Source organism: Paenibacillus nasutitermitis (assembly GCF_014641075.1).
GTDB lineage: Bacteria > Bacillota > Bacilli > Paenibacillales > Paenibacillaceae > Paenibacillus_Z > Paenibacillus_Z nasutitermitis.
Genome location: NZ_BMHP01000002.1, coordinates 126,998 through 146,622 on the forward strand (window position 1 = coordinate 126,998; position 19,625 = coordinate 146,622).

19 protein-coding genes are annotated in these 19,625 nt (G+C 49.4%); 4 read left to right on the plus strand and 15 right to left on the minus strand.

Translation table 11 applies throughout. The features are described from left to right. Positions 1-21 precede the first annotated feature (21 nt). From thyA to pdhA, 6 genes are all read right to left on the minus strand, one after another. Complete coding sequence (gene thyA / locus IEY46_RS10655; RefSeq protein WP_308422812.1) at positions 22-816, minus strand: thymidylate synthase; 795 nt, start codon at positions 814-816, stop codon at positions 22-24. Positions 817-865: 49 nt separating this feature from the next. Then, a complete protein-coding gene (locus tag IEY46_RS10660; RefSeq protein ID WP_188992015.1) occupies positions 866-1,354 on the minus strand; it encodes an acyl-CoA thioesterase in 489 nt (162 codons plus the stop codon). Between the two features lie 118 nt (positions 1,355-1,472). Further along, entirely contained in the window at positions 1,473-2,888 is a 1,416-nt protein-coding gene (gene lpdA / locus IEY46_RS10665; protein WP_188992016.1) for a dihydrolipoyl dehydrogenase, read from the minus strand. 3 nt (positions 2,889-2,891) lie between these two features. Further along, the gene (locus tag IEY46_RS10670; RefSeq protein ID WP_188992017.1) at positions 2,892-4,235 is read right to left on the minus strand and encodes a dihydrolipoamide acetyltransferase family protein; all 1,344 of its coding nucleotides are present in this window, start codon (positions 4,233-4,235) and stop codon (positions 2,892-2,894) included. A 74-nt stretch (positions 4,236-4,309) separates the two neighbouring features. Next, positions 4,310-5,287, minus strand: coding sequence for an alpha-ketoacid dehydrogenase subunit beta (locus tag IEY46_RS10675; protein WP_188992018.1), 978 nt, complete (start codon positions 5,285-5,287; stop codon positions 4,310-4,312). Positions 5,288-5,564: 277 nt separating this feature from the next. After that, positions 5,565-6,632, minus strand: coding sequence for a pyruvate dehydrogenase (acetyl-transferring) E1 component subunit alpha (pdhA, locus tag IEY46_RS10680; protein ID WP_188992019.1), 1,068 nt, complete (start codon positions 6,630-6,632; stop codon positions 5,565-5,567). Positions 6,633-6,951: 319 nt separating this feature from the next. Here pdhA and IEY46_RS10685 point away from each other — a divergent pair, with 319 nt between their 5' ends. Continuing rightward, entirely contained in the window at positions 6,952-7,692 is a 741-nt protein-coding gene (locus tag IEY46_RS10685) for an alpha/beta hydrolase (RefSeq protein WP_188992020.1), read from the plus strand. A gap of 118 nt (positions 7,693-7,810) precedes the next feature. Here IEY46_RS10685 and IEY46_RS10690 read toward each other — a convergent pair whose 3' ends face one another. Together IEY46_RS10690 and IEY46_RS10695 are read right to left on the minus strand one after the other, a co-directional pair. Next, positions 7,811-8,293, minus strand: a complete 483-nt coding sequence (locus IEY46_RS10690; protein ID WP_188992021.1) for a low molecular weight protein-tyrosine-phosphatase — start codon at positions 8,291-8,293, stop codon at positions 7,811-7,813. Next, complete coding sequence (locus IEY46_RS10695; protein WP_188993697.1) at positions 8,290-8,979, minus strand: trimeric intracellular cation channel family protein; 690 nt, start codon at positions 8,977-8,979, stop codon at positions 8,290-8,292. The genes IEY46_RS10690 and IEY46_RS10695 overlap by 4 nt, the downstream gene beginning before the upstream one ends. A 227-nt stretch (positions 8,980-9,206) precedes the next feature. Here IEY46_RS10695 and IEY46_RS10700 point away from each other — a divergent pair, with 227 nt between their 5' ends. After that, entirely contained in the window at positions 9,207-9,848 is a 642-nt protein-coding gene (locus tag IEY46_RS10700) for a thiamine diphosphokinase (RefSeq protein ID WP_188993699.1), read from the plus strand. Positions 9,849-9,877: 29 nt separating this feature from the next. Here the strand turns inward: IEY46_RS10700 and IEY46_RS10705 are convergent, their stop codons facing one another. Beyond that, a complete protein-coding gene (locus tag IEY46_RS10705) occupies positions 9,878-11,884 on the minus strand; it encodes an endonuclease MutS2 (protein ID WP_188993701.1) in 2,007 nt (668 codons plus the stop codon). A gap of 177 nt (positions 11,885-12,061) precedes the next feature. Between IEY46_RS10705 and IEY46_RS10710 the strand changes: the two genes are divergently transcribed. Then, entirely contained in the window at positions 12,062-12,268 is a 207-nt protein-coding gene (locus IEY46_RS10710; RefSeq protein ID WP_188992022.1) for a hypothetical protein, read from the plus strand. A 243-nt stretch (positions 12,269-12,511) separates the two neighbouring features. On the opposite strand, the gene IEY46_RS10715 is transcribed toward IEY46_RS10710, so the two are convergent. Genes IEY46_RS10715 through IEY46_RS10725 form a run of 3 tightly spaced genes read right to left on the minus strand, consistent with a single transcriptional unit; the run spans position 12,512 to position 14,718 of the window. Next, entirely contained in the window at positions 12,512-13,300 is a 789-nt protein-coding gene (locus tag IEY46_RS10715) for an MBL fold metallo-hydrolase (protein ID WP_229750225.1), read from the minus strand. 59 nt (positions 13,301-13,359) lie between these two features. Beyond that, positions 13,360-14,028, minus strand: coding sequence for a GNAT family N-acetyltransferase (locus tag IEY46_RS10720; RefSeq protein ID WP_188992023.1), 669 nt, complete (start codon positions 14,026-14,028; stop codon positions 13,360-13,362). 6 nt (positions 14,029-14,034) lie between these two features. Further along, positions 14,035-14,718: a GNAT family N-acetyltransferase gene (locus tag IEY46_RS10725; RefSeq protein ID WP_188992024.1), complete on the minus strand. Its 684-nt coding sequence runs from the start codon at positions 14,716-14,718 to the stop codon at positions 14,035-14,037. Positions 14,719-14,948: 230 nt separating this feature from the next. On the opposite strand from IEY46_RS10725, the gene IEY46_RS10730 reads away from it, so the two are divergent. After that, positions 14,949-15,437 (plus strand): C40 family peptidase, encoded by a 489-nt coding sequence (locus IEY46_RS10730; protein WP_188992025.1) that lies wholly within the window; start codon positions 14,949-14,951, stop codon positions 15,435-15,437. Positions 15,438-15,525: 88 nt separating this feature from the next. Here IEY46_RS10730 and IEY46_RS10735 read toward each other — a convergent pair whose 3' ends face one another. The 3 genes from IEY46_RS10735 to IEY46_RS10745 form a co-directional block, all read right to left on the minus strand. Further along, positions 15,526-16,881, minus strand: a complete 1,356-nt coding sequence (locus IEY46_RS10735) for a HAMP domain-containing sensor histidine kinase (RefSeq protein ID WP_188992026.1) — start codon at positions 16,879-16,881, stop codon at positions 15,526-15,528. Next, entirely contained in the window at positions 16,878-17,576 is a 699-nt protein-coding gene (locus IEY46_RS10740; protein WP_188992027.1) for a response regulator transcription factor, read from the minus strand. Before IEY46_RS10740 ends, IEY46_RS10735 begins: the two co-directional genes overlap by 4 nt. Positions 17,577-17,788: 212 nt before the next feature. Beyond that, positions 17,789-19,351, minus strand: coding sequence for an ABC-F family ATP-binding cassette domain-containing protein (locus IEY46_RS10745; RefSeq protein ID WP_188992028.1), 1,563 nt, complete (start codon positions 19,349-19,351; stop codon positions 17,789-17,791). Between the last annotated feature and the right edge of the window lie 274 nt (positions 19,352-19,625).

The window sequence follows — 19,625 nt, forward strand, 5'->3', positions numbered from 1 at the left end:
ATTGGCTTTAGCCCCCCCTTTTTAAATCGCAACCTCCGCCTTGATGGTCGGATGATGCTGATAATTCGCAATTTCGAAATCTTCATATACATAATCGAAAATGGAATCCGGCTTGCGTTTGATCACCAGCTGCGGCAGCGGCAGCGGCTCGCGGGTCAGCTGCAGCTTAACCTGCTCAATATGATTGCTGTAAACATGAACGTCTCCTCCGGAGTAAATGAAATCGCCTACTCCCAGACCGCATTGTTGGGCAATCATGTGCGTCAGAAGCGCGTATTGCGCGATATTGAAGGGCAGCCCAAGGAAGGTATCCGAGGAGCGCATGGTCAGCATACAGGAAAGCTTGCCTTCAGCTACATAAAACTGAAAAACAAAATGGCAAGGCGGCAGCTTCATTTGCTCGATCTCCGCAACGTTCCAGGCGCTGACAATATGTCTGCGCGAATCAGGACTGCGTTTAATGGATTCCACCACTTGGGCGATCTGATCGATCCGACGTCCGTCCGGCGTCTCCCAGGCCCGCCACTGCGAGCCGTATACGGGACCCAAATCGCCGTTCTCATCCGCCCACTCATTCCAGATCCGAACGCCATTCTCCTGGAGGTAGCGAACATTGGTCTCGCCTTTCAAAAACCAAAGCAGCTCGTGGATAATAGACTTCACATGCATACGTTTTGTGGTAACAAGGGGAAAACCTTGATTTAAATCAAAACGGATCTGACGGCCGAACACCGATTTTGTTCCCGTTCCCGTGCGGTCTTCCTTCACTGTTCCATGTTCCAGCACATCCTGCAATAAATCCAAATAGGCTCTCAAAGCCATTTCGGCCCCCTTTACGCATTGGTATATTCTTTTATTTTATCATTTATTGTGTGCGCTGTCTGTCCCGTTTTCGCTGCATTCGCAGTTCGTAACGACCCGGAGCCGAGGCATGCAGCGCTTTTTCTTCGTCGGTTACCGGTACAACAGCCGGCACCCTGGACGCTTTCCCCGTCTCATCAAGGGCTACAAAGGAGAAGAATGCCGTTACAGCCGTTTTGCGCTCGCCGCTGTAAACATTTTCCGTCTGCACCTTTACGAAGATTTCCATAGAGCTTTTATGAGTCCAGGTGACAAAAGCCTCTACTTCGATTACTTCCCCCACACGTATCGGCGCAACGAAATCAAGGCTGTCCGTAGAAGCGGTGACGACTGGCTTCCTAGCATGACGCATGCTGGTGATGGCGGCAATTTTGTCCATGTATTCCATTACTTTGCCGCCGAACATCGTACCATGATAATTCGTATCGGAAGGAAATATCAACTGCATCATGGTCGAGCGCGATTCGCTTGAGAGCTTGCTTTCTTCTTCCATTCAAGTAGCCTCCGGATCACTCTTATTTCATATTCTAGTTAACAAAAGAGGCCACGCGCTTTATGAAGCGGCCCGTGACCTCTTTCTATTGTCCGTTGAAATGGACTTGTTCATGCATTTATTTGCTAATGGCGTGAATCGGATGTCCAAGTGCCATTTCGACCGCATCGAGCACGATCTCGCCCAACGTTGGATGCGCATGAATGGTGAGGGCAATATCTTCAAGCGTTGCTCCCATTTCAATAGCAAGACCAAGCTCAGCAATCATGTTGGACGCTTCAATACCGGCAATTTGGGCACCGAGCACAAGACCGTTGTCCGCATCGGCAATAATTTTGACGAAACCTTCTTTAACGCCAAGCGACAATGCGCGTCCATTAATATTGAACGGGAATTTGCCGACCTTCACATTATGGCCTTTGTCTTTTGCTTCCTTCTCGGTGTACCCTACGCTGGAGAGCTCAGGATCGGAGAATACAACAAGCGGAATACATTTGTAATCGACCGCGCTAGCTTGTCCGGCAATGGCTTCAGCGGCTACACGCGCTTCATACATCGCTTTGTGGGCAAGAGCAGGTCCTTCGGTAATATCGCCAATCGCATAGATATGCGGGATATTGGTGCGGCATTGCTCGTCAATTTCAATCAGACCGCGGTCCGTCATTTTGACGTTAATCAGATCCAGGCCAAGCTCGCCGTCTGTATTCGGACGACGTCCTACTGTAACCAGCAGGTAATCAGCTGTTACTTGCTTGTCTTCGCCGCCAACCGTATACGTAACCGTGACGTCCTTGTCGGTTTGTTCCGCACTTTTGGCTTGCGCGCCCGTTACGATTTCCGCCTTGGCACCTTTGAGCTTCTTCGCGACAAGCGAGGACATATCGGTGTCAAAGCCCGGCAGGATTGATTCCGTGCCTTCGATGATGGTCACTTTTGTTCCGAAACGGGCATACATTTGGCTCAGCTCGATTCCAATGTAGCCGCCGCCGATTACAACGAGGCTTTTTGGAATCTCAGGCAGGGACAATGCGCCGGTCGAAGATACAATACGGCCGCCATACGGGAATGCTTTCAACTCGATCGGACGTGAGCCAGTGGCAATAATACAATTCTTGAAACGGTAGCGCGGAGCTTCGTTATCGTTGAAAACACGGGCTTCCGTTTCGTTGATGAACATAACTTCGCCATTGAAATATTCAATTTTGTTGGCCTTGAGCAGAGAAGCCACGCCGCCGGTCAATTTCTTGACGACACCGTTCTTGAATTCCTGCACTTTGCTCCATTCCACTTTGACATCCGAAGCGGTAATGCCGAAATCAGCAGCATGGCCGATGGAATCATATTGATGGGAAGCGGAGATCAAAGCCTTGGAAGGGATACATCCAACATTCAGACATACTCCGCCGACGTATTCTTTATCCACAACCAGAACATTTTGTCCAAGCTGGGCGGCACGAATAGCCGCGACGTAACCGCCTGGACCAGCACCGATGACCAACAAATCAATATCTAGTGATGCGTCACCTACTACCATGAGTTACACCTCCATAACAAGCAATTGGGGATCGGCGAGCAGCTGCTTGATATAATTCAAGAAATTTTGTGCTGTCGCGCCGTCGATAAGCCGATGATCGAAACTGAGTGAAAGTGCCATAACCGATGCTACAACGATTTCGCCGTTCTTGACAACCGGTTTTTCGGAAATACGACCCGTGCCGAGGATAGCGACTTCCGGGAAGTTGATGACCGGCGTGAAGAACATGCCGCCCGCCGAACCAATGTTGGTAATCGTGATCGTGCCGCCCTTCATCTCATGCGGAGCGAGCTTGCCGTCACGGCCGCGGACTGCAAGATCCTTGATTGCTTCCGCAATCATCCAGACATTCTTGCGGTCGGCATCCGGAATGACTGGTACGACCAGTCCATTTTCCGTATCCGTTGCAATACCGATGTTATAGTATTTCTTAAAGACGATTTCCTGCGCTTCTTCATCCAATGTGGAATTGAGCGCCGGGAATTGACGGCAAGCGGCTACCAGCGCCTTCACAATGAAAGGAAGATACGTCAGCTTGATGCCTTTCTTCTCCGCAACTGGCTTGGCTTTGGTACGGAGGGCGACAAGCTCGGTTACATCAATCTCATCCATTAACGTGACATGAGGGGCCGTATATACCGACTTGGACATCGCGCCGGCAATGACTTTACGGATGCCTTTGAAAGGTACGCGTTCTTCTACGCGATCACCGATCGCAGCAGGAGCCTGCGGCTTCGATTCCTTAGCCGGAGCGTTCTGTGCCGCGTCAGCTTGCTTGCCGGCTGCCTGTTTGCCTCCGCCAGATGCAAAAGCTTCAACATCTTCACGCGTGATGCGGCCGTTCTTGCCGGATCCTTCGATCGCCGAGATATCCGCACCTTTCTCGCGGGCAAATTTGCGGACACTTGGCGTAGCCAGAACAAGGCTGTCTTCTGATTTTGCCGGTTTAGCTGATCCGTCCGCTTTGGCTGCGTCTGCCACTTCAGGAGCCGCATCCTTGGCAGTATCAGCAGCTTTCGTGTCGGGAAGCTCTGTTTTAGCCGGTTCTTTTGCTTCTTTAGGAGCTTCCGCTTCCGCTTGTGGTTCTTCCTGGTAAGGAAGCTCCCCTTCCGCATCAATAATGGCAACGATATCGCCAATATGGCATACCTGCCCATCCTTCACGAGAACTTCAAGCACTTTGCCGTTTACCGGGCAAGGAACTTCCACGATTGCTTTATCGTTTTGCACTTCCATAATGATATCTTCGTCCGTTACTGTGTCACCGGGTTTAATATGCATCTTGACAATTTCGCCTTCATGCAGCCCTTCACCCAGCTCCGGGAACCGATACTCAAATTTCGCCACGTCCCGTGACCTCCTTTCAGGTCCTGTTGACCTGCTTGTCTATTAGGTACTAGTTAAATGCGAAATAAAGACAATTAAAAGTTTATCACGTTGTTTACCGCTTTGATAATACGTTCGGGACTTGGAAGCCAGATTTTCTCGATTTGCGCAAACGGATAAACCGTATCCGGACCAGCAACACGAAGTACCGGAGCCTCCAAATGAAGAATCGCTTTTTCATTGATTTGGGCAATAATTTCTGCAGCTGCTCCAGATGTTTTTTGTGCTTCCTGTACGACGATCGCACGGTTTGTTTTCTGAATCGAAGCCACGATCGTATCAATATCAAGAGGCATCAAGGTTCTCAGATCGATTACTTCTGCTTTGACTCCATCCTTCTCCAGCTGTTCAGCGGCTTTCACAGCCGTATGAACCATTGCGCCGTAGGCGATAATCGTCACGTCGCTGCCTTCGCGCACGATATTGGCTTTGCCGATCGGAATCGTATAGGCATCTTCCGGTACGTCCTGACGGAAAGCATGATATAAATTCAAATGCTCCATGAAGAATACCGGATCATTGTCGCGAATGGCCGAAACGAGCAAGCCTTTGGCATCATAGGGATTGGAAGGTACGATAACCTTGATGCCTGGCGTTTGGATAGCCAAGCCTTCCAGCGAGTCCGTATGCAGCTCGGCCGCATTAACGCCTCCGCCAAAAGGAGTACGGAATACGATCGGCGCATTATAGCGGCCGCCTGAGCGGTAACGCATGCGTGCAGCCTGGACCAGCATCTGGTCAAGCGCTTCATAGATAAAACCGACAAACTGGATTTCCGCAACCGGACGGAAGCCCTGTATTCCCATTCCAACCGCCATACCGGCAATCGCTGATTCCGCCAGCGGCGTATCGAATACGCGATCTTCGCCAAATTCGCCCTGCAAACCTTCAGTCGCACGGAATACGCCGCCGACTTTACCGACATCCTCCCCGAATACAAGCACATTCGGATCATTTTTCAACTCGACGCGCATTGCGTCGCGAATCGCTTCTTTCATATTCATTTGCGCCATTGCTGAAGTTTCCTCCTAAGAGTTTTCTTGTACTTCCTTGAATATGCTTCTCTGCAACAAGAAAGCTCGCATCGGAAGCATCGGCTTAAGTTTTCTTGTACTTCCTTGAATATGCTTTCTCTGCAACAAGAAAACTCGCTTCGGAAGCAAATACTGAGTTTTCTTGTACTTCCTTGAATATGCTTCTCTGCAACAAGAAAACTCACTTCGGAAGCAAAACCTGAGTTTTCTTGTACTTCCTTGAATATGCTTTCTCTGCATCTATATTTGCAATTTCTTATTCGAAATCCGCTTTCTGCTCTTCCAGATGCTGCGGCGTGCTTTCAAACATCGTATCAATCAGGCCGCTGACCGTCATCTTCTCGGTCGCTTCGGCTTTCTTGATGTTCTCGTTTACGGAAGCTTTCGCTTCTTCTTTCACCCGCGCCGTGTCTTCTTCCGACCACAGGCCTTTTTGTTCCAGGTATTTTCCGAAACGAACGATCGGATCTTTCAGGCTCCACTCGCCTTCTTCTTCTTTCGTGCGGTACTTGGAGGTATCGTCTGCCATGGAATGAGGACGGAACCGGTAGGTCAGCAGCTCGATCAAGGTCGCGCCTTCGCCGTTGCGGCCACGTTCGGCGGCTTCCGAAACAGCTTTGATTACAGCCAGAACATCCATCCCGTCCACTTGCACGCCCTTAATTCCGGCAGCGATGGCTTTATGGGCAATCGACGGGGCAGCGGTTTGTTTCTCGAACGGAGTCGTAATGGCATATCCATTGTTCTGAACCACGTAGATAACCGGAAGCTTGAACACGCCGGCGAAATTCATGCCTTCGTAGAAATCGCCTTCGGAAGATCCACCGTCGCCTGTAAAGGTAATAGCCACACGCTTTTCATTGCGTTTCTTGAATGCCATTGCTACACCGGTAGCATGCAGAATTTGCGCCCCGATAATAATTTGAGGCATGAGCACGTTGACGCCTTCCGGAATCTGGCCGCCATGCTGATGACCGCGCGAGTATAGGAAAGCCTGATAGAGGGGCAATCCGTGCCAAACGATTTGCGGCATATCGCGATAGCCGGGACATACGAAATCATCTTTATTCAAAGCATAGACGCTGCCCACCATCGATGCTTCCTGACCGGAAACCGGCGCATAGAAACCAAGGCGGCCCTGACGGCCAAGGTTGACGGCGCGCTCATCCCACGTGCGGGTAAATACCATACGGTACATAATTTCTTTTAGCTGATCATCCGTCAATTCGGGCAGATATTCCTTGTTAACGATTTCACCGTCTGGCGATAATACGGATAGCGGTTGAACCGGTTCTGTCTGAACTTCGTAAGGAACCTTACTCATATCGTTCACCTCAGTTAAATATTTGATAAACCGTGAGTCTCTGTTATAGAATGATTATAACCCTGTTTAACCAGGATGGTCAAAGCATAAAATAGATAAAACCTTGTATTTTTCTAAGTTTCGGACTATTTACTCCTATCATTGTATATGTAACAGTTCCAAAATTCGACTGATACAGTGTAGTACAATATCGCCGAAAACAGAGCCCGAATAATCCTTCGGCACACCAGGGACAAGCTTCTTAATCCGTTGATCTCACTCCCTTTTGTTTACCCACATCAGCGCCAAAGCATGCAGTACCGAGAGGAGATATTTACCCATGACCGATGATCGTTATTTAAAAAGGACCATTGTAAAGGAAGTTATCAGCAGCCGGTATCTGCCGGAGGGTACGCGCGAGTTGCGCGTTTATTTGCCGCCAGGATATAATGAGCTTCTATCCTATCCGGTCGTCTACTGCCAGGATGGCGAGGATTTCTTTAATTTCGGACGGATCGCCACAATTGCCAATCAGCTGATTCTGGATGAAGGCGTGGAGCCTTTTCTGATTGTCGGCGTGGATGTGGACAAGAAGAAGCGTTCGGCGGAGTATACGCCAGATGGACAGCTTTTTGCCGGATATACCGCTTTCTTCGCAGAGGAGCTTATTTCCTTTATCGAAAATAAATACCCGGCACGCCGGGAAGCGGACCAGCGGATACTGGCTGGAGACTCGCTGGGCGGTACGGTCAGCCTGCATCTTGCACTTGCATACCCGGAGCTGTTCCGTCAGGTTATTTCATTGTCCGGCGCCTTCTATCTGCGGTCACGCTCCCTCGCTTCGCAGGAGACCGATTTATCGAAGCTTGAGCTTTATATGATTGTTGGTCTGCAGGAAACCAATTATGAAACAGATACTGGCGTGTACGACTTCGTGGACATCAACCGGGAAATGAAAAGCATCCTGGAGCAAAAAGGAGCACGCATCCATTACGGCGAGCATGAGGGCAGGCATGTTTGGGGCTTCTGGCAGAAATTCATTCCCGCAGCGCTTAAGACATTCCTTCAGATCGAAGCATAAGGAAGCCATATAACGAAAGCCCGCGTCAGTTGTCTGATATGAGATCGGACAACAGATACGGGCTTTTTTCAATACTTGTTATATTTTCGCTAACTTCCCACTGGTAAATCCAAACATATTAAACCTGGGTCAGTTTTTCTTCCTGTATACGCTGCAGCAGGCGGGTGCAACCGAGTGATACCAGCTCATAGACTTCATCAAAATTACCGGTATAATACGGATCCGGAACATCGCAGGTTTTGTGTTCGGGCAGCAGGTCCATAAATTTGAATACCTTGGAATGGCCGTCCGACCGGCTTCCGAACAGCTGCCTGACATCCTGTTCATTATTGTTGTCCATGCAAACGATATAGTCATTGTTGCTGTAATCTTCAAGCGTAACTTGTCTTGAGCGCATCCCCTCGTATGAAATTCCATACCGGTCCAGCAGTACTCGAGTACCCTCATGAGGCTGTTTCCCTAAATGCCAGTCTCCGGTTCCTGCGGAATCCACAGCAATAATGCCTTCCAATCCATGCTGCACCAGTTGATGTCGAAATACAGCTTCAGCCATGGGCGACCGGCAAATATTGCCAAGGCATACGAATAATACGGAAATCATACACGACCTTCTTTCTTCTTGTTTTCCTTTGTCTCTGCAGCCCGCTCTTCCTGAAGCTCCTCCGCGTGAACGGATTGGGCAAGCACAAATTTAAGCGAGCGGCGCGGCAGCTTCCATTTGTAGTGTACCGACAACATCCTGAAAACAATCACAATAACGAAAAGAAACAGCAGCTCGAAGGTAGTCTCGAACCATCCAAGTCCGATTGCAGCCCCGGCCATCATCGCCCACACCGCATAAATCTCATCTCGCAGCACAAGCGGCTTGCGGCCTGCCAGCACATCGCGGATCATGCCCCCGCCAATTCCTGTGAGCATAGCAGCGACGATGACCGCACTGAGCGGATGTTTGCCTGTAGCGTACAAAGCCCCTTGAATGGCAAAAGCCGACAGCCCGATGGCGTCAAAAAACGCTTCACTGCGTTTCCAATGCTTGATCCATTTGACCGGCAGCACAAAGGCGATGGTCATCGCAACAACAGCTGTTTTTAGCAGCATTCCCTGCGACCATAGCATCGTTATCGGGACATCAATGAGCAAATTCCGGATGACTCCCCCGCCAAAAGCAGTCACCAATCCAAGCACATATACACCAAGTATATCGTACTCCTCTTCCATGGCCACAATGGCTCCGCTCACTGCGAAAGCAATCGTACCGATGATGCTGAACCAGGTGAAAATGTCCATGTCAAGATGAAAATTCACGTCCTATTGCCTCCGTTTGCCAACACGGCTGCATCAAGCAGATGATGCCCGATGCCTTGTTGCCGGGAGTGACTCGTTATAATCCTCTCTCATTTTAGCCGCGGTCAGCCCAATGGGCAAGAGCCAATCCAAATATTTTAAACTGGTCAATGCCATCAGCCGCGGGTATACTGACAAAAAGAATGCTTAGAGAGGAACGGTTTGCTGCAGTGACGATCAATCGGATTTTAATTTTTTCGGGCGGAGCTCTGGGCTCCTGGGCGCTTGACGAAATCAGGCAGGATGACTATATTATCGGAGCGGATGCCGGCGCTCTTTTTCTGGTCAATCATGGGACTCGCCCCCATCTGTCTCTGGGCGACTTTGACTCTGTGACACCGGAGCAGCTCATGCAGATACAGGCCAACAGCGGTGAGACTCTGCCCTGTGATCCCATCGACAAAAACTTTACCGATACCGAGCTTGCCTGGAATCTGGCTTTATCCAAACAGCCGTCCAAGATCATCCTGTTTGGTGCCTTGGGCACACGCTTTGACCATTCGCTGGCTAATGTGCATCTTCTGCGATCTGCACTTCAGCTGCAAATAGATGCCGTCATTATGGATAACCACAATCGAATATCGCTAATCACAGACTGGAAAACGATTGAAGACAGGCAATTTACCTATGTGTCCCTGCTCCCACTCAGCGAAACGGTCACCGGCATCACGTTGACCGGCTTTCAATATCCGCTGAATGAAGCCACGCTCACGATCGGGCAGTCGCTCGGAATCAGCAATGTGATGGAAGCCAGTCAAGCGGTGATCCGGATACGGGAGGGCATGCTGCTGGTCATTGAAAGCCGCGATTGATTAAGCACGAATACGTCTTTCGCTTTGCATTATGCCATCGGATCCTCCGGAGGAGATTCAATCCTCAGGCCCGGCACATATTTTCGGCTCATCGCTTTTCTGGCTTTGCGGTTCTCTTTGGTATCAAATACAATATCCATATCATATCCGCTGCCGGGATACAGCTGAACGCCAGAGATATATAAGGACAATCGTTTGTGATTGAAGCTTATTTTATTCTTCTCCACCTGAACGATGACATCACCGCGCTCGTTGGCCGGTTTGTAAACGATGCCCGTTCGCTTCAGTGGGCTGATCCAGACACAATCCCCTACTGACAATGGACGGGAAACCGATGTTTCCATGTTCTGATCCCCGGACACTGAACCCTTGATTATTTTCTCTTTAGGCAGGTCTTCTGACGAAGTCCTTACCCCTTCATAAACGGCCGGAACAGGCTCTGCCTTTTCCGTAGGCCTGTCAGGTTTATTTGACCGGTCAACGAGTTCTTCCGGCGACTCCTTGCCTGTCCGGTAAGCTGCAGCCCTTTCCTCAGCCCTGCTCACGACCCGCTCCGGCAGCCCGAATCGTCTGGCAATGGCAAAAGCATAGCTGTCCCCGGCTTCTCCGATTTCCAGCCTGTACAAGGGCTTCAGCGTTTCGGCGTCGAAGGCCATTCTTGCATTTGTGCATCCCTCTGTACGCGAGGCAAAACGCTTAATTTCATTAAAATGCGTCGTTGCCGCCACCAGTGAATGTTTGGCCAGAAAATCCTCCAATACAGCTATGGATAAAGCTATTCCTTCATCCGGATTTGTTCCGGCAGCCAACTCGTCGAGCAGGATCAGCGAGCGGCCATTTGCGGTCATCAGCATTTCACGCAGGCTTTCCATATGAGCGGAGAACGTGCTGAGCGATTGCTCAATGCTTTGCCCGTCACCCACATCAGCCATAATCTGCGTGAAGACGCCAAATGCCGTCCCTTTCCCTGCCGGAACAAGCAAACCGGATTGATTCATCAAAGCGAGCAGACCCATCGTCTTCAGCGCGACCGTTTTGCCGCCTGTGTTAGGTCCTGTAATAATCAGCTGCCGCAGCCGGCCGCCTATCTCCACATTCAGCGGGAAACAGCCAGGCCCAAGCAACGGGTGTCTGGCATCCACCAGCTTGATGAAAGGCTGATCCAGGATGACAGGCGCAATACCTTCATACGTGCGTGACATCTTTGCCCGTGCAAATATAAAATCCAGCGAAGCCATCGCCTCTACATTCCATCGCAAACGGTAGGTCTCAAGCTCCGCCAGTTCCGACAATCGGGATAAAATAACGGTCCGCTCCCGCTCTTCATCGGACTTCCACATCTGCCACTCCGCTTGAAGTTCCGCCACATCGGCCGGCTCGACAAACAGCGTCTGCCCGCTTGCCGATTCATCCCATACGGTACCGGGGACCTGCTTGCGCAGATCGCGTTTGACGGCAATCACATAATGTCCACCCCGCTTGCTCACAATCGGCTCCTGGAGCGCATTCTTGTATTTCCCCAAGGAGTGTTCCAGTTTGCGGCGGGTGCGTTCCTCAGCCGCCTCCAGGTGACGACGGATGTCGGCAAGTCCCGGGCTTGCCTGGTCGGTCAGCTGTCCATGGCGGATACATCGGTCGAGTTCTTTGCGCAGCTCCGGACAATCATTCATGGAATCCGCATATCCGCTGATGGTGGGAGCTGCTTCGCGTTTTGCATCCATATACCTTTTCATCTGGGAGACAGCAGCCAGCCATTGGCTTAGCTGACCAAGCTCAACCTCGGTGTAGATCTTGCCCTTGCCCAGCAGAGCCATGAAAGCGACCATTCCCTCCATTGCGGACAATGGTATGCTTGCTCCCGTTGCAAGCAGCCTCGCACCTTCCTCGGTTTCAAGGAGCCACGACCGGATTTGTGAGGGATTGGTGCTTGGAGAAAGCCGTTTCGCCAGGTCCTTTCCCGGATCGGAAACCGCATACCCGATCAGCTGCTCTTTCATTTTATTAAATTCCAGTTTGTTCATGCTCATTTCATTCATCACGCGCGAACGCCTCCTATAAGTTTGTGGAAAAAAGATACAAAAAAACAGGAATAGAACGCATACGCGTTCCATTCCTGTTGGTATCAAACGGTTCCTTCCGTCAATAAGAACAGCTATCGCTTACTGATTCCATGAAGGGAAGTGGCAAGCAGCAGGGCTGATTGGGGAGAGAAAATGAAAAAGCGTGCTCATAAAGAGCACGCTGATTCGCCGTTCATGCAGGCGGAAATCGTCATGTTCTTAACTCATGGCGATACTCCGTCAGGCAGGAGGGAGGAAAGAAACCTGCTGTTTCAACCGGCAGATCCATTCACTCTCTATGCTCTGCTGCGAGTCAAGGTTCTACCTAAACATCGTTCTTCATCATCGGTTCAACGATAAAAGAGCGAATGCAAACAGATTCCTTGGCATTGCAGATCCTATAAACGAATACCTAAAATGACCACACACGGATGCCGTTTCGCATAACCGGGCAATCAATAAGGAATCACATTCGTTTCTAGCCTGGGAGTATCATTATCCAATTACGAGTTAAGAATCCCGACCAACATTAAAATTTCCCCTTGCTTTTTAAATTATTACTATCATAACGCGAGCAAATGTGTACGTCAAGCGTGAAAACGCCTATCCCTGAATGGTTACTTTAAGACCTGTTGTGGCGTAGGAAACGTGATTTGGCAGCCCGTAATCGCGTCTTAAATCTATATCATGCGACAAATGGGTGAATACCGCCCGCTTTGTTTTCCACTCGCTCAAAAGCTCCAACGCTTCCGTTACATCATATACAGAACGGCTCTCGAAAGGATAAGGCTCATAATAAAAGCTCGTCCCCAGAATAAGAAGGTCCAGATCCTGCAGCGGTATGGTCTGCCCCGGGGTAAGTGCAATCGCGTCGGAGCAATAAGCCCACGAAACGCCGCTCGTCATATGTGTGAATCGAAAAGCATAGGAATAGCCGTTCTTCCCATGATTGACCCTCCAGCAATCCACATCCCATGAGCCGAATAGAAGCCGCCCTTCAATTGGGCGAAACTCGATATTCCGCTTAATCCAGGGAAAGCGCTGATTAATCTCCGCAATAACATCGGGCATTGCGTATGCTTCACCCCGGTAGCCTAACCACCGGCACATATCCGCCCATTCCGCCACACCGCCAATATGATCGAAATGTGCATGTGTAATGAGGATCCGGTCGATCCGCTTCGCTCCTGCAGCTTCCATTTGGACACGCCAATCAGGCCCGCAGTCAATAAGCATCGTACCGAATTCTGAATCATCCAGATGAACAAGGGGACGGTATCTGCGGTTAACCCCGCCTTCCACTCGGGCTTCCTCACATACCGCGCAGTCGCAATAGACGCGAGGCACGCCCATTGAGTCTCCCGTTCCCCAGAATGAGATGGTCGTGGACAACTTTTTTCCTCCTCATACTGGAACTAAAATAAGGATGCCGCTAATTGTGTGAAACAACCTTAGATTGGCTTCAGCGCAATTGTTTCCTGTTTCTTAAGGTTGTCGATCATTTTTTGCCATTCAGCAGGCTTATCTGGAAGCGCGGAATAGTAAGTAGTCAAAAATTCAGCTACTAATGCAGAAGGCAGTTCGCCCAGCTCTTCGTCCTGCGGAAGGAAACAAAGGTCAAGCCCATCAACCGCTTCCCCATTTTCCTGCCATGACGGGTGCAGATAAGGGAAATCCAGCCTTTTGTAACCAATATGCGACAGGACCTCGCGCCGGATATGAGGGTTCATCGGTGCAATGCCGCCAAACGAATAATCAACGGTTTGCGGATTGTAAATTTCGGCAAACATCCCGATGGACTTCGTTCCGCTTTCCTTGGCAAGCCGGGCAAGATGCTTCTCCCGGCTGCGCAGCAGAAACCGCCCAACTCCCGAATTGGCTTTGCCGATAATCGTAAAATCCGTCATGGCAACCCGCATACCGGAATAATACCGATATTCCGTAGCGCCTACCACTTCGTCGCCTTCTACGGCAGTATAGACGTGAATGCCACCGTCTTGAAGCGGCCCCTCCCATTTCTCAAAAGCGTATACCTCTTCCGGGGGAAATACGACCTGCATTAGCTGATGCATTTTAACAAACAAAGGATCTTTGATGGATTGTACGCGGATATATTCCATTTTCTTTCACTCCACTCTCTCCTGATTTGGGGACAGGAACGGATTGCGCCATTCCATGAGGGCTGCATAGTGGCAGGATTCCTCATCGTCCAGATAGTTTTCCATTACTCCTACGGGCATTCGGCCGCAACGCAGCAGAAATGAGATTACCGGATCGTTGTTTATCCCCGCCGTAACATCTTTCAAATACTGCACAGCCGATTTCTCGCCTGCTGCCAGAGCGTATCCCGGCATGCGTCCGCCGCCCAGCAGTCTCTTCAATCGCAAATGAACAACAAGCTCATATAAAGAAGACATCAGCCATCTTCCGATGCCGGATTTCCGAAAGGCAGGGATAACGGCAAGATCAACGACATAAAGCGTATCGCCAAGAGGGTCATGATTGCGGATATAGCCACCGTCCGTAATCGACTCCCAGCTGTGATAGCCAGTCAATGAATCCTCCCGAAGCAGCAGCGAAGTCATCGAGCCGATTAATTGTCCCTCCGCCTCCGCACAGATAGCTCCATCCGGAAAACGTGCTACATGCTCTCTGAGCTGATCCTCCCTCCACCAAAGCTCTGATGGAAATGGAGGAGGAAAACAGGCTTTTTGTATGTCGATCAAACCATCGACGTCTTCAATTGTGTAATTGCGGATTATAACCTTAACCGGCTTGCCGGAAGCAAATACAATCAGCTCCTTGCGCATGGATCTTCCCTTCTCTTTCATTTATGGTCTACCGAAATACATTTCCTTGAACAATGGTGAGAAGTCCTTCCCGATTATATTAGAAAATTCTCATGTTTTTCTAATAAAATCTCTGCAACCTTTGATAAGACTGGCATTTTTCTCAAAATGGGAAATTTTACACTGTTTATATTCTGATATAGTAGTCAAGTGACCAAACAACAAGAGATTTTCGGAGGTAATAAAAGATAATGATTAAAGGCCATTTGTTTCGTAAGATAGCAGTTGTGGGTATTAGTGCAGTTATAGGTTTTACATCGCTTTCCCTGGGGCATGCGCCCAAAGCCGAAGCGGCTAAAGTAACTACAGCGAGCAAGGTTATCAGTATTGGTGATAATTACTTGGGCGTCAAATATAAATTAGGAGCAAAAAGCGGGATCAGCACCGCCTTCGACTGTTCATCCTTCACACAATATGTATTTAAGAAGGCTGGCATTTCTCTTCCGCGTACGTCGGCAGCACAAGCCAAAAAAGGAAAAGCGGTATCCCGCAAGAATCTTAAAAAAGGCGATCTGGTATTCTTCTCAACGCCAAGCTCAGGCAAGCGTGTCGGACATGTAGGCATCTATGCAGGCAATAACAAGATTTTACATACCTATGGCAAAGGCGGCGTAAAATTCACAAGCCTTGGCAACTCCTACTGGAATTCACATTACCTGTCCGCAAAACGTGTCCTTTAAATGCATCAGAACCAACGATAAATGACCAGCCGGTTTTATAGAGAGCCCCTCGTTTAAATGCGCTAAAGGGGTTCTCCATAAAATCAGGCTATTTTTTTTGCGGCAAGATGATAGTAATCGTCGTTCCCTGCTCATGTTTGCTGGATACGTCGATTTGACCATCATGCAGCTCAACAATTCGCTTCGCAATGGACAGCCCAAGGCCAACCCCCCCGGTGGTACGGCTCCTTGCCCCATCCACCCGGAAAAACCTTTCGAACAAGTAGGGCATTTCGTCCTCGGGGATGCCAATTCCCTTGTCGGATACGGCGAATCTCACCGAAGTTCTCGTTACCGAAAAGGTAATATCGATCGGTTCTTTACTGTATTTAATCGCATTATCAAGCAGAATGACCATAAGTTGTCGCACCTTATCCTTGTCTGCGATCAGTCTGACCTCCGGCTTGGCCGAATGAACCCGAATCAGCCTCTGGAAAGTCGTATACAGCATATCGGCTGTTTCATCCGCCAACTGAACAACATTAAAGGTCTCGATATTCAACCAGGCTTCCTGCTCCGCCTGCGCCAGCATCAGCATCGATTTCGTCAAGTTTTGCAGACGCTGGGATTCCTTGCTGATCGCCTCAATAGCTTCATCCCGGATTTTCTCATCATCTCTTCCCCATCGCTTCAGCATGCCGGCATAGCTGCTGATCACCGTAATCGGAGTTTTGAGCTCATGAGAGGCGTCTGCAACAAATTGCTTCTGATGCTCAAAAGTCCGATCCAGCCGGTTAATCATTTGATTAAAGGCCCGGGCAAGCTGAAGCAGCTCAGCTGACTGTTCCTTCTGATTCAGTTCGATTAATCGGAGCTTGCCGCTGCGGTCGATCTCCCGCATCGTCTGCACCATATGCTGAATGGGTGAGGTAAGCCTCGACGTGAACCAGTAGGTGCCCAGAATGGCAAATAGAATCGCGCCGATACTGGTGATCGAAAGGGCAATTACCAGAACCTGAAGATAGCTGTCAAGCAGCGTAAGCTTGCGGTAAAGCTCAAGCGTTCCGATTACCTGGCTGTCCTGATACAACGGAACCTTCATAAACAAAGCCCTGCGGCCTTCGATAAACATGATGCCGGTATCATGCTGCGTCGTGAACTCAGGCTTTAAATCCAACAGCTGTTGGTCGGACCCCTGATGATTAATAATGCGCCCCTGAGGATCCACAATGCGGATGAGTTCATTCACATTGTAATAATCACGCAGGAGGTCATATTCCTTCAATCTAAGAGGGTCGTTGATCCGCTTGTCTTCCAACAGAATATTCACCTTGTTCGTCAGAAGCTGGTCTTCGCTGCGCGTCGAGATATTAATGACGAACAGGTAAACGAAAATATTGAAAAGGATGAGAATGAAAATCAACCAAAAAATCGTAAAAAATGTAAACCTTCTTCGTAAGGTCATGCGTCAGGCTCCTTGAGCATATACCCCACTCCGCGCACGGTATGAATGAGTTTATGCCGGTAGCCTTTGTCAATTTTCTGACGCAGATACCGGATATAAACATCGACAAGATTGGTTTCCCCGATAAAATCGTATCCCCAAACCTCGGACAGAATATCTTCCCGCGACTTTTCTTCATTCTTATGTTCAGCCAAATAAACCAGCAGTTCAAACTCCCTCGGTGTCAATTCAATAGGCAGATCCTTGCGGAAAACTTTCCTGGATCGAAGCTCAATGGACAAGTCCGCCGTCTTGATCACATCGGGGCTCTCCGATTCGCGCGGAGCTTGCTGAAAAATACGAAGCAAATTACGAACCCGTGCAAGCAATTCCTCCATTGCAAACGGCTTCGTTATATAATCATTGGCGCCATGCTCGAACCCGCTTACTTTATCGGGGATGGTATCGCGTGCCGTCAATAATATAATCGGGATCGGGTTGCCGCTATTACGAAGTCGGCGCAGCACCTCAATACCGTTTAGCTCCGGCAGCATCACATCCAGCAGAACCAGGTCCCACTCATTAGATTCCGCGTATGCGATGCCTGTCCTGCCATCTGCAGCCCGTCCCACTGTATAACCTTCGTGCTCCAGCTCCAGCTGCAGGATCCGGGCAATTCCATCTTCGTCTTCGATAACAAGGATGCGTTCGTTCATCTAGTTGTCCTCCTACTTCTTTGCAGTTTCATTAGAGGCCATTATTTCCCCAATCATAATGAAGCAAAGCATGGATTGCAAGTGGAGTCTCTGGTGTATACATGCAGCAGTTTACATAAAAAGCTCAGCCTAAAGCAATGCAGGTTAAGCTGGTCATTACAAAGAAAAATGCTTGATCTGTATCTGCCTTTGTTTAGGTTGAACATTCTTTACTATCGTTGACTGCTGCTCTGCATGGACCACGCCTCGACATCCCAAACCTTGGTTACCCAGTCCTCATAGAAATCAGGTTCATGGGACACCAGAACAATCGTTCCTTTGAAAGCTTTAAGCGCCCGTTTCAGCTCTGCTTTGGCCACAACATCCAGATGGTTAGTCGGCTCATCAAATGCAATCCAGTTGCTCTCCCGCATCATCAGCTTGCACAAACGTACTTTTGCCTGCTCACCACCGCTAAGATGGCTGAGCGACCGCGTAATATGCTCATTCTTAAGACCACAGCGCGCCAGTGCGCCACGCACTTCGCTTTGGGTCATATGCGAATATTCATTCCAAACATCATCAAGCGGCGTTAAACCGGGGGCCTTTGCTTCCTGCTCGAAATAAGCGGGAAACAGAAAATCACCGGTGTAGGTTTTGCCGTCAAGCGGCGGTATAACTCCGAGTATCGTCTTGAGCAGCGTGGATTTGCCGACACCGTTGCAGCCGACAATCGCTATTTTGTCACCGCGCTCAATGAGCATATTCATTTCCGGCAGCAGCGGCTTCGTGTATCCAATCGCAAGACCTGTTGCCTCGAATACGGTTTTGCCGCTGGAGCGTGCTTCCTTGAAATTGAAGGTCGGCTTCATGGCTTCATCCGGACGGTCGATCCGGTCGATCCGGTCAAGTTGTTTCTCACGACTTTTAGCCCGTCCGCTCGTAGATGCACGCGCTTTGTTTCGTTGGATGAAATCTTCCTGCTTCTTTATATATTCCTGCTGTTTCTCATAAGCATCTATGTGCTGTGCCTTGTTCAGATCTGCCATCTGCAGGAATTTCTCATAGTTGGCCGTGTAGCGGGTAAGCTTGCCAAACTCCAGATGGTAGATAACATTGACAACATCATTCATAAATCCTGTTTCATGGGAAATAAGCATGAAGGCATACGGATAATTCTTCAAATAATTTGTCAACCAGTTAATATGCTCCTCATCCAAATAGTTCGTAGGCTCATCCAATAATAAGACCGTCGGTTTCTCCAGCAGCAGCTTGGCAAGAAGTACCTTCGTGCGCTGTCCCCCGCTCAGGGAAGCTACGTCGCGGTCCAGACCGATCGCACTGAGGCCCAAACCGTTCGCCATTTCATCCACCTTGACATCAAGCAGGTAGAAATCGCCGATCTCCAGCTCTTCCTGGATCTCCCCCATCCGGACAAGCAGCTCTTCAAGATGATCCGAATTGGCATCCGCCATTTGTCCGATTATTTCATTAAGCTCCTTCTCCAGTTCCAGAAGCGGGAGATAAGCATCCTTTAGGACGTCCCGGATTGTTTTGGTTGGTGTCAGTTGGGTATGCTGGTCCAAATAACCATAGCGCACTCTCGGTGTCCACTCCACTTTGCCGCTGTCTTTCAACAGCTTTCCGGTCAAGATGTTCATCATTGTCGATTTGCCGGTACCATTGGCGCCAACAAGTCCGACATGCTCGCCTGCGAGCAGGCGGTAGGAAACATTTTTGAATAAGGTACGGTCACCAAAATTATGGGATAGATCTTCAACTGTCAGTAAACTCATGTTCATGTACTCCGTTTCTATATGGTCGTTAATGACCGGTACTTCCGCATTCGTGAAAATAAGCACAAAACGAAGAAGAAACGAACCTCGCCATCCTCGGACAGCAAAGCTGGTTTCTCCCTACCTAAAGATCGGAAACAAGAATGATTGATCGAATAGTTTTCTGATCTGTTAAGCAATTCCGGCGAAAATACGCCCGGCGGTTCGTGTCTTCCAATCAGCCGAATCAAATACCGCTTGCGTACCATTGTATCACAGGAGCTTGGCTATTGTG

Excerpts from the sequence above, each read along its gene's own strand:
- IEY46_RS10660 (WP_188992015.1), bottom strand. The coding sequence starts at position 1,354 with ATGGAAGAAGAAAGCAAGCTCTCAAGCGAATCGCGCTCGACCATGATG.
- lpdA (WP_188992016.1), bottom strand. The coding sequence starts at position 2,888 with ATGGTAGTAGGTGACGCATCACTAGATATTGATTTGTTGGTCATCGGT.
- IEY46_RS10675 (WP_188992018.1), bottom strand. The coding sequence starts at position 5,287 with ATGGCGCAAATGAATATGAAAGAAGCGATTCGCGACGCAATGCGCGTC.
- pdhA (WP_188992019.1), bottom strand. The coding sequence starts at position 6,632 with ATGAGTAAGGTTCCTTACGAAGTTCAGACAGAACCGGTTCAACCGCTA.
- IEY46_RS10685 (WP_188992020.1), top strand. The coding sequence starts at position 6,952 with ATGACCGATGATCGTTATTTAAAAAGGACCATTGTAAAGGAAGTTATC.
- IEY46_RS10690 (WP_188992021.1), bottom strand. The coding sequence starts at position 8,293 with ATGATTTCCGTATTATTCGTATGCCTTGGCAATATTTGCCGGTCGCCC.
- IEY46_RS10695 (WP_188993697.1), bottom strand. The coding sequence starts at position 8,979 with ATGGACATTTTCACCTGGTTCAGCATCATCGGTACGATTGCTTTCGCA.
- IEY46_RS10705 (WP_188993701.1), bottom strand. The coding sequence starts at position 11,884 with ATGAATGAAATGAGCATGAACAAACTGGAATTTAATAAAATGAAAGAG.
- IEY46_RS10710 (WP_188992022.1), top strand. The coding sequence starts at position 12,062 with ATGAAAAAGCGTGCTCATAAAGAGCACGCTGATTCGCCGTTCATGCAG.
- IEY46_RS10720 (WP_188992023.1), bottom strand. The coding sequence starts at position 14,028 with ATGGAATATATCCGCGTACAATCCATCAAAGATCCTTTGTTTGTTAAA.
- IEY46_RS10725 (WP_188992024.1), bottom strand. The coding sequence starts at position 14,718 with ATGCGCAAGGAGCTGATTGTATTTGCTTCCGGCAAGCCGGTTAAGGTT.
- IEY46_RS10730 (WP_188992025.1), top strand. The coding sequence starts at position 14,949 with ATGATTAAAGGCCATTTGTTTCGTAAGATAGCAGTTGTGGGTATTAGT.
- IEY46_RS10735 (WP_188992026.1), bottom strand. The coding sequence starts at position 16,881 with ATGACCTTACGAAGAAGGTTTACATTTTTTACGATTTTTTGGTTGATT.
- IEY46_RS10740 (WP_188992027.1), bottom strand. The coding sequence starts at position 17,576 with ATGAACGAACGCATCCTTGTTATCGAAGACGAAGATGGAATTGCCCGG.
- IEY46_RS10745 (WP_188992028.1), bottom strand. The coding sequence starts at position 19,351 with ATGAGTTTACTGACAGTTGAAGATCTATCCCATAATTTTGGTGACCGT.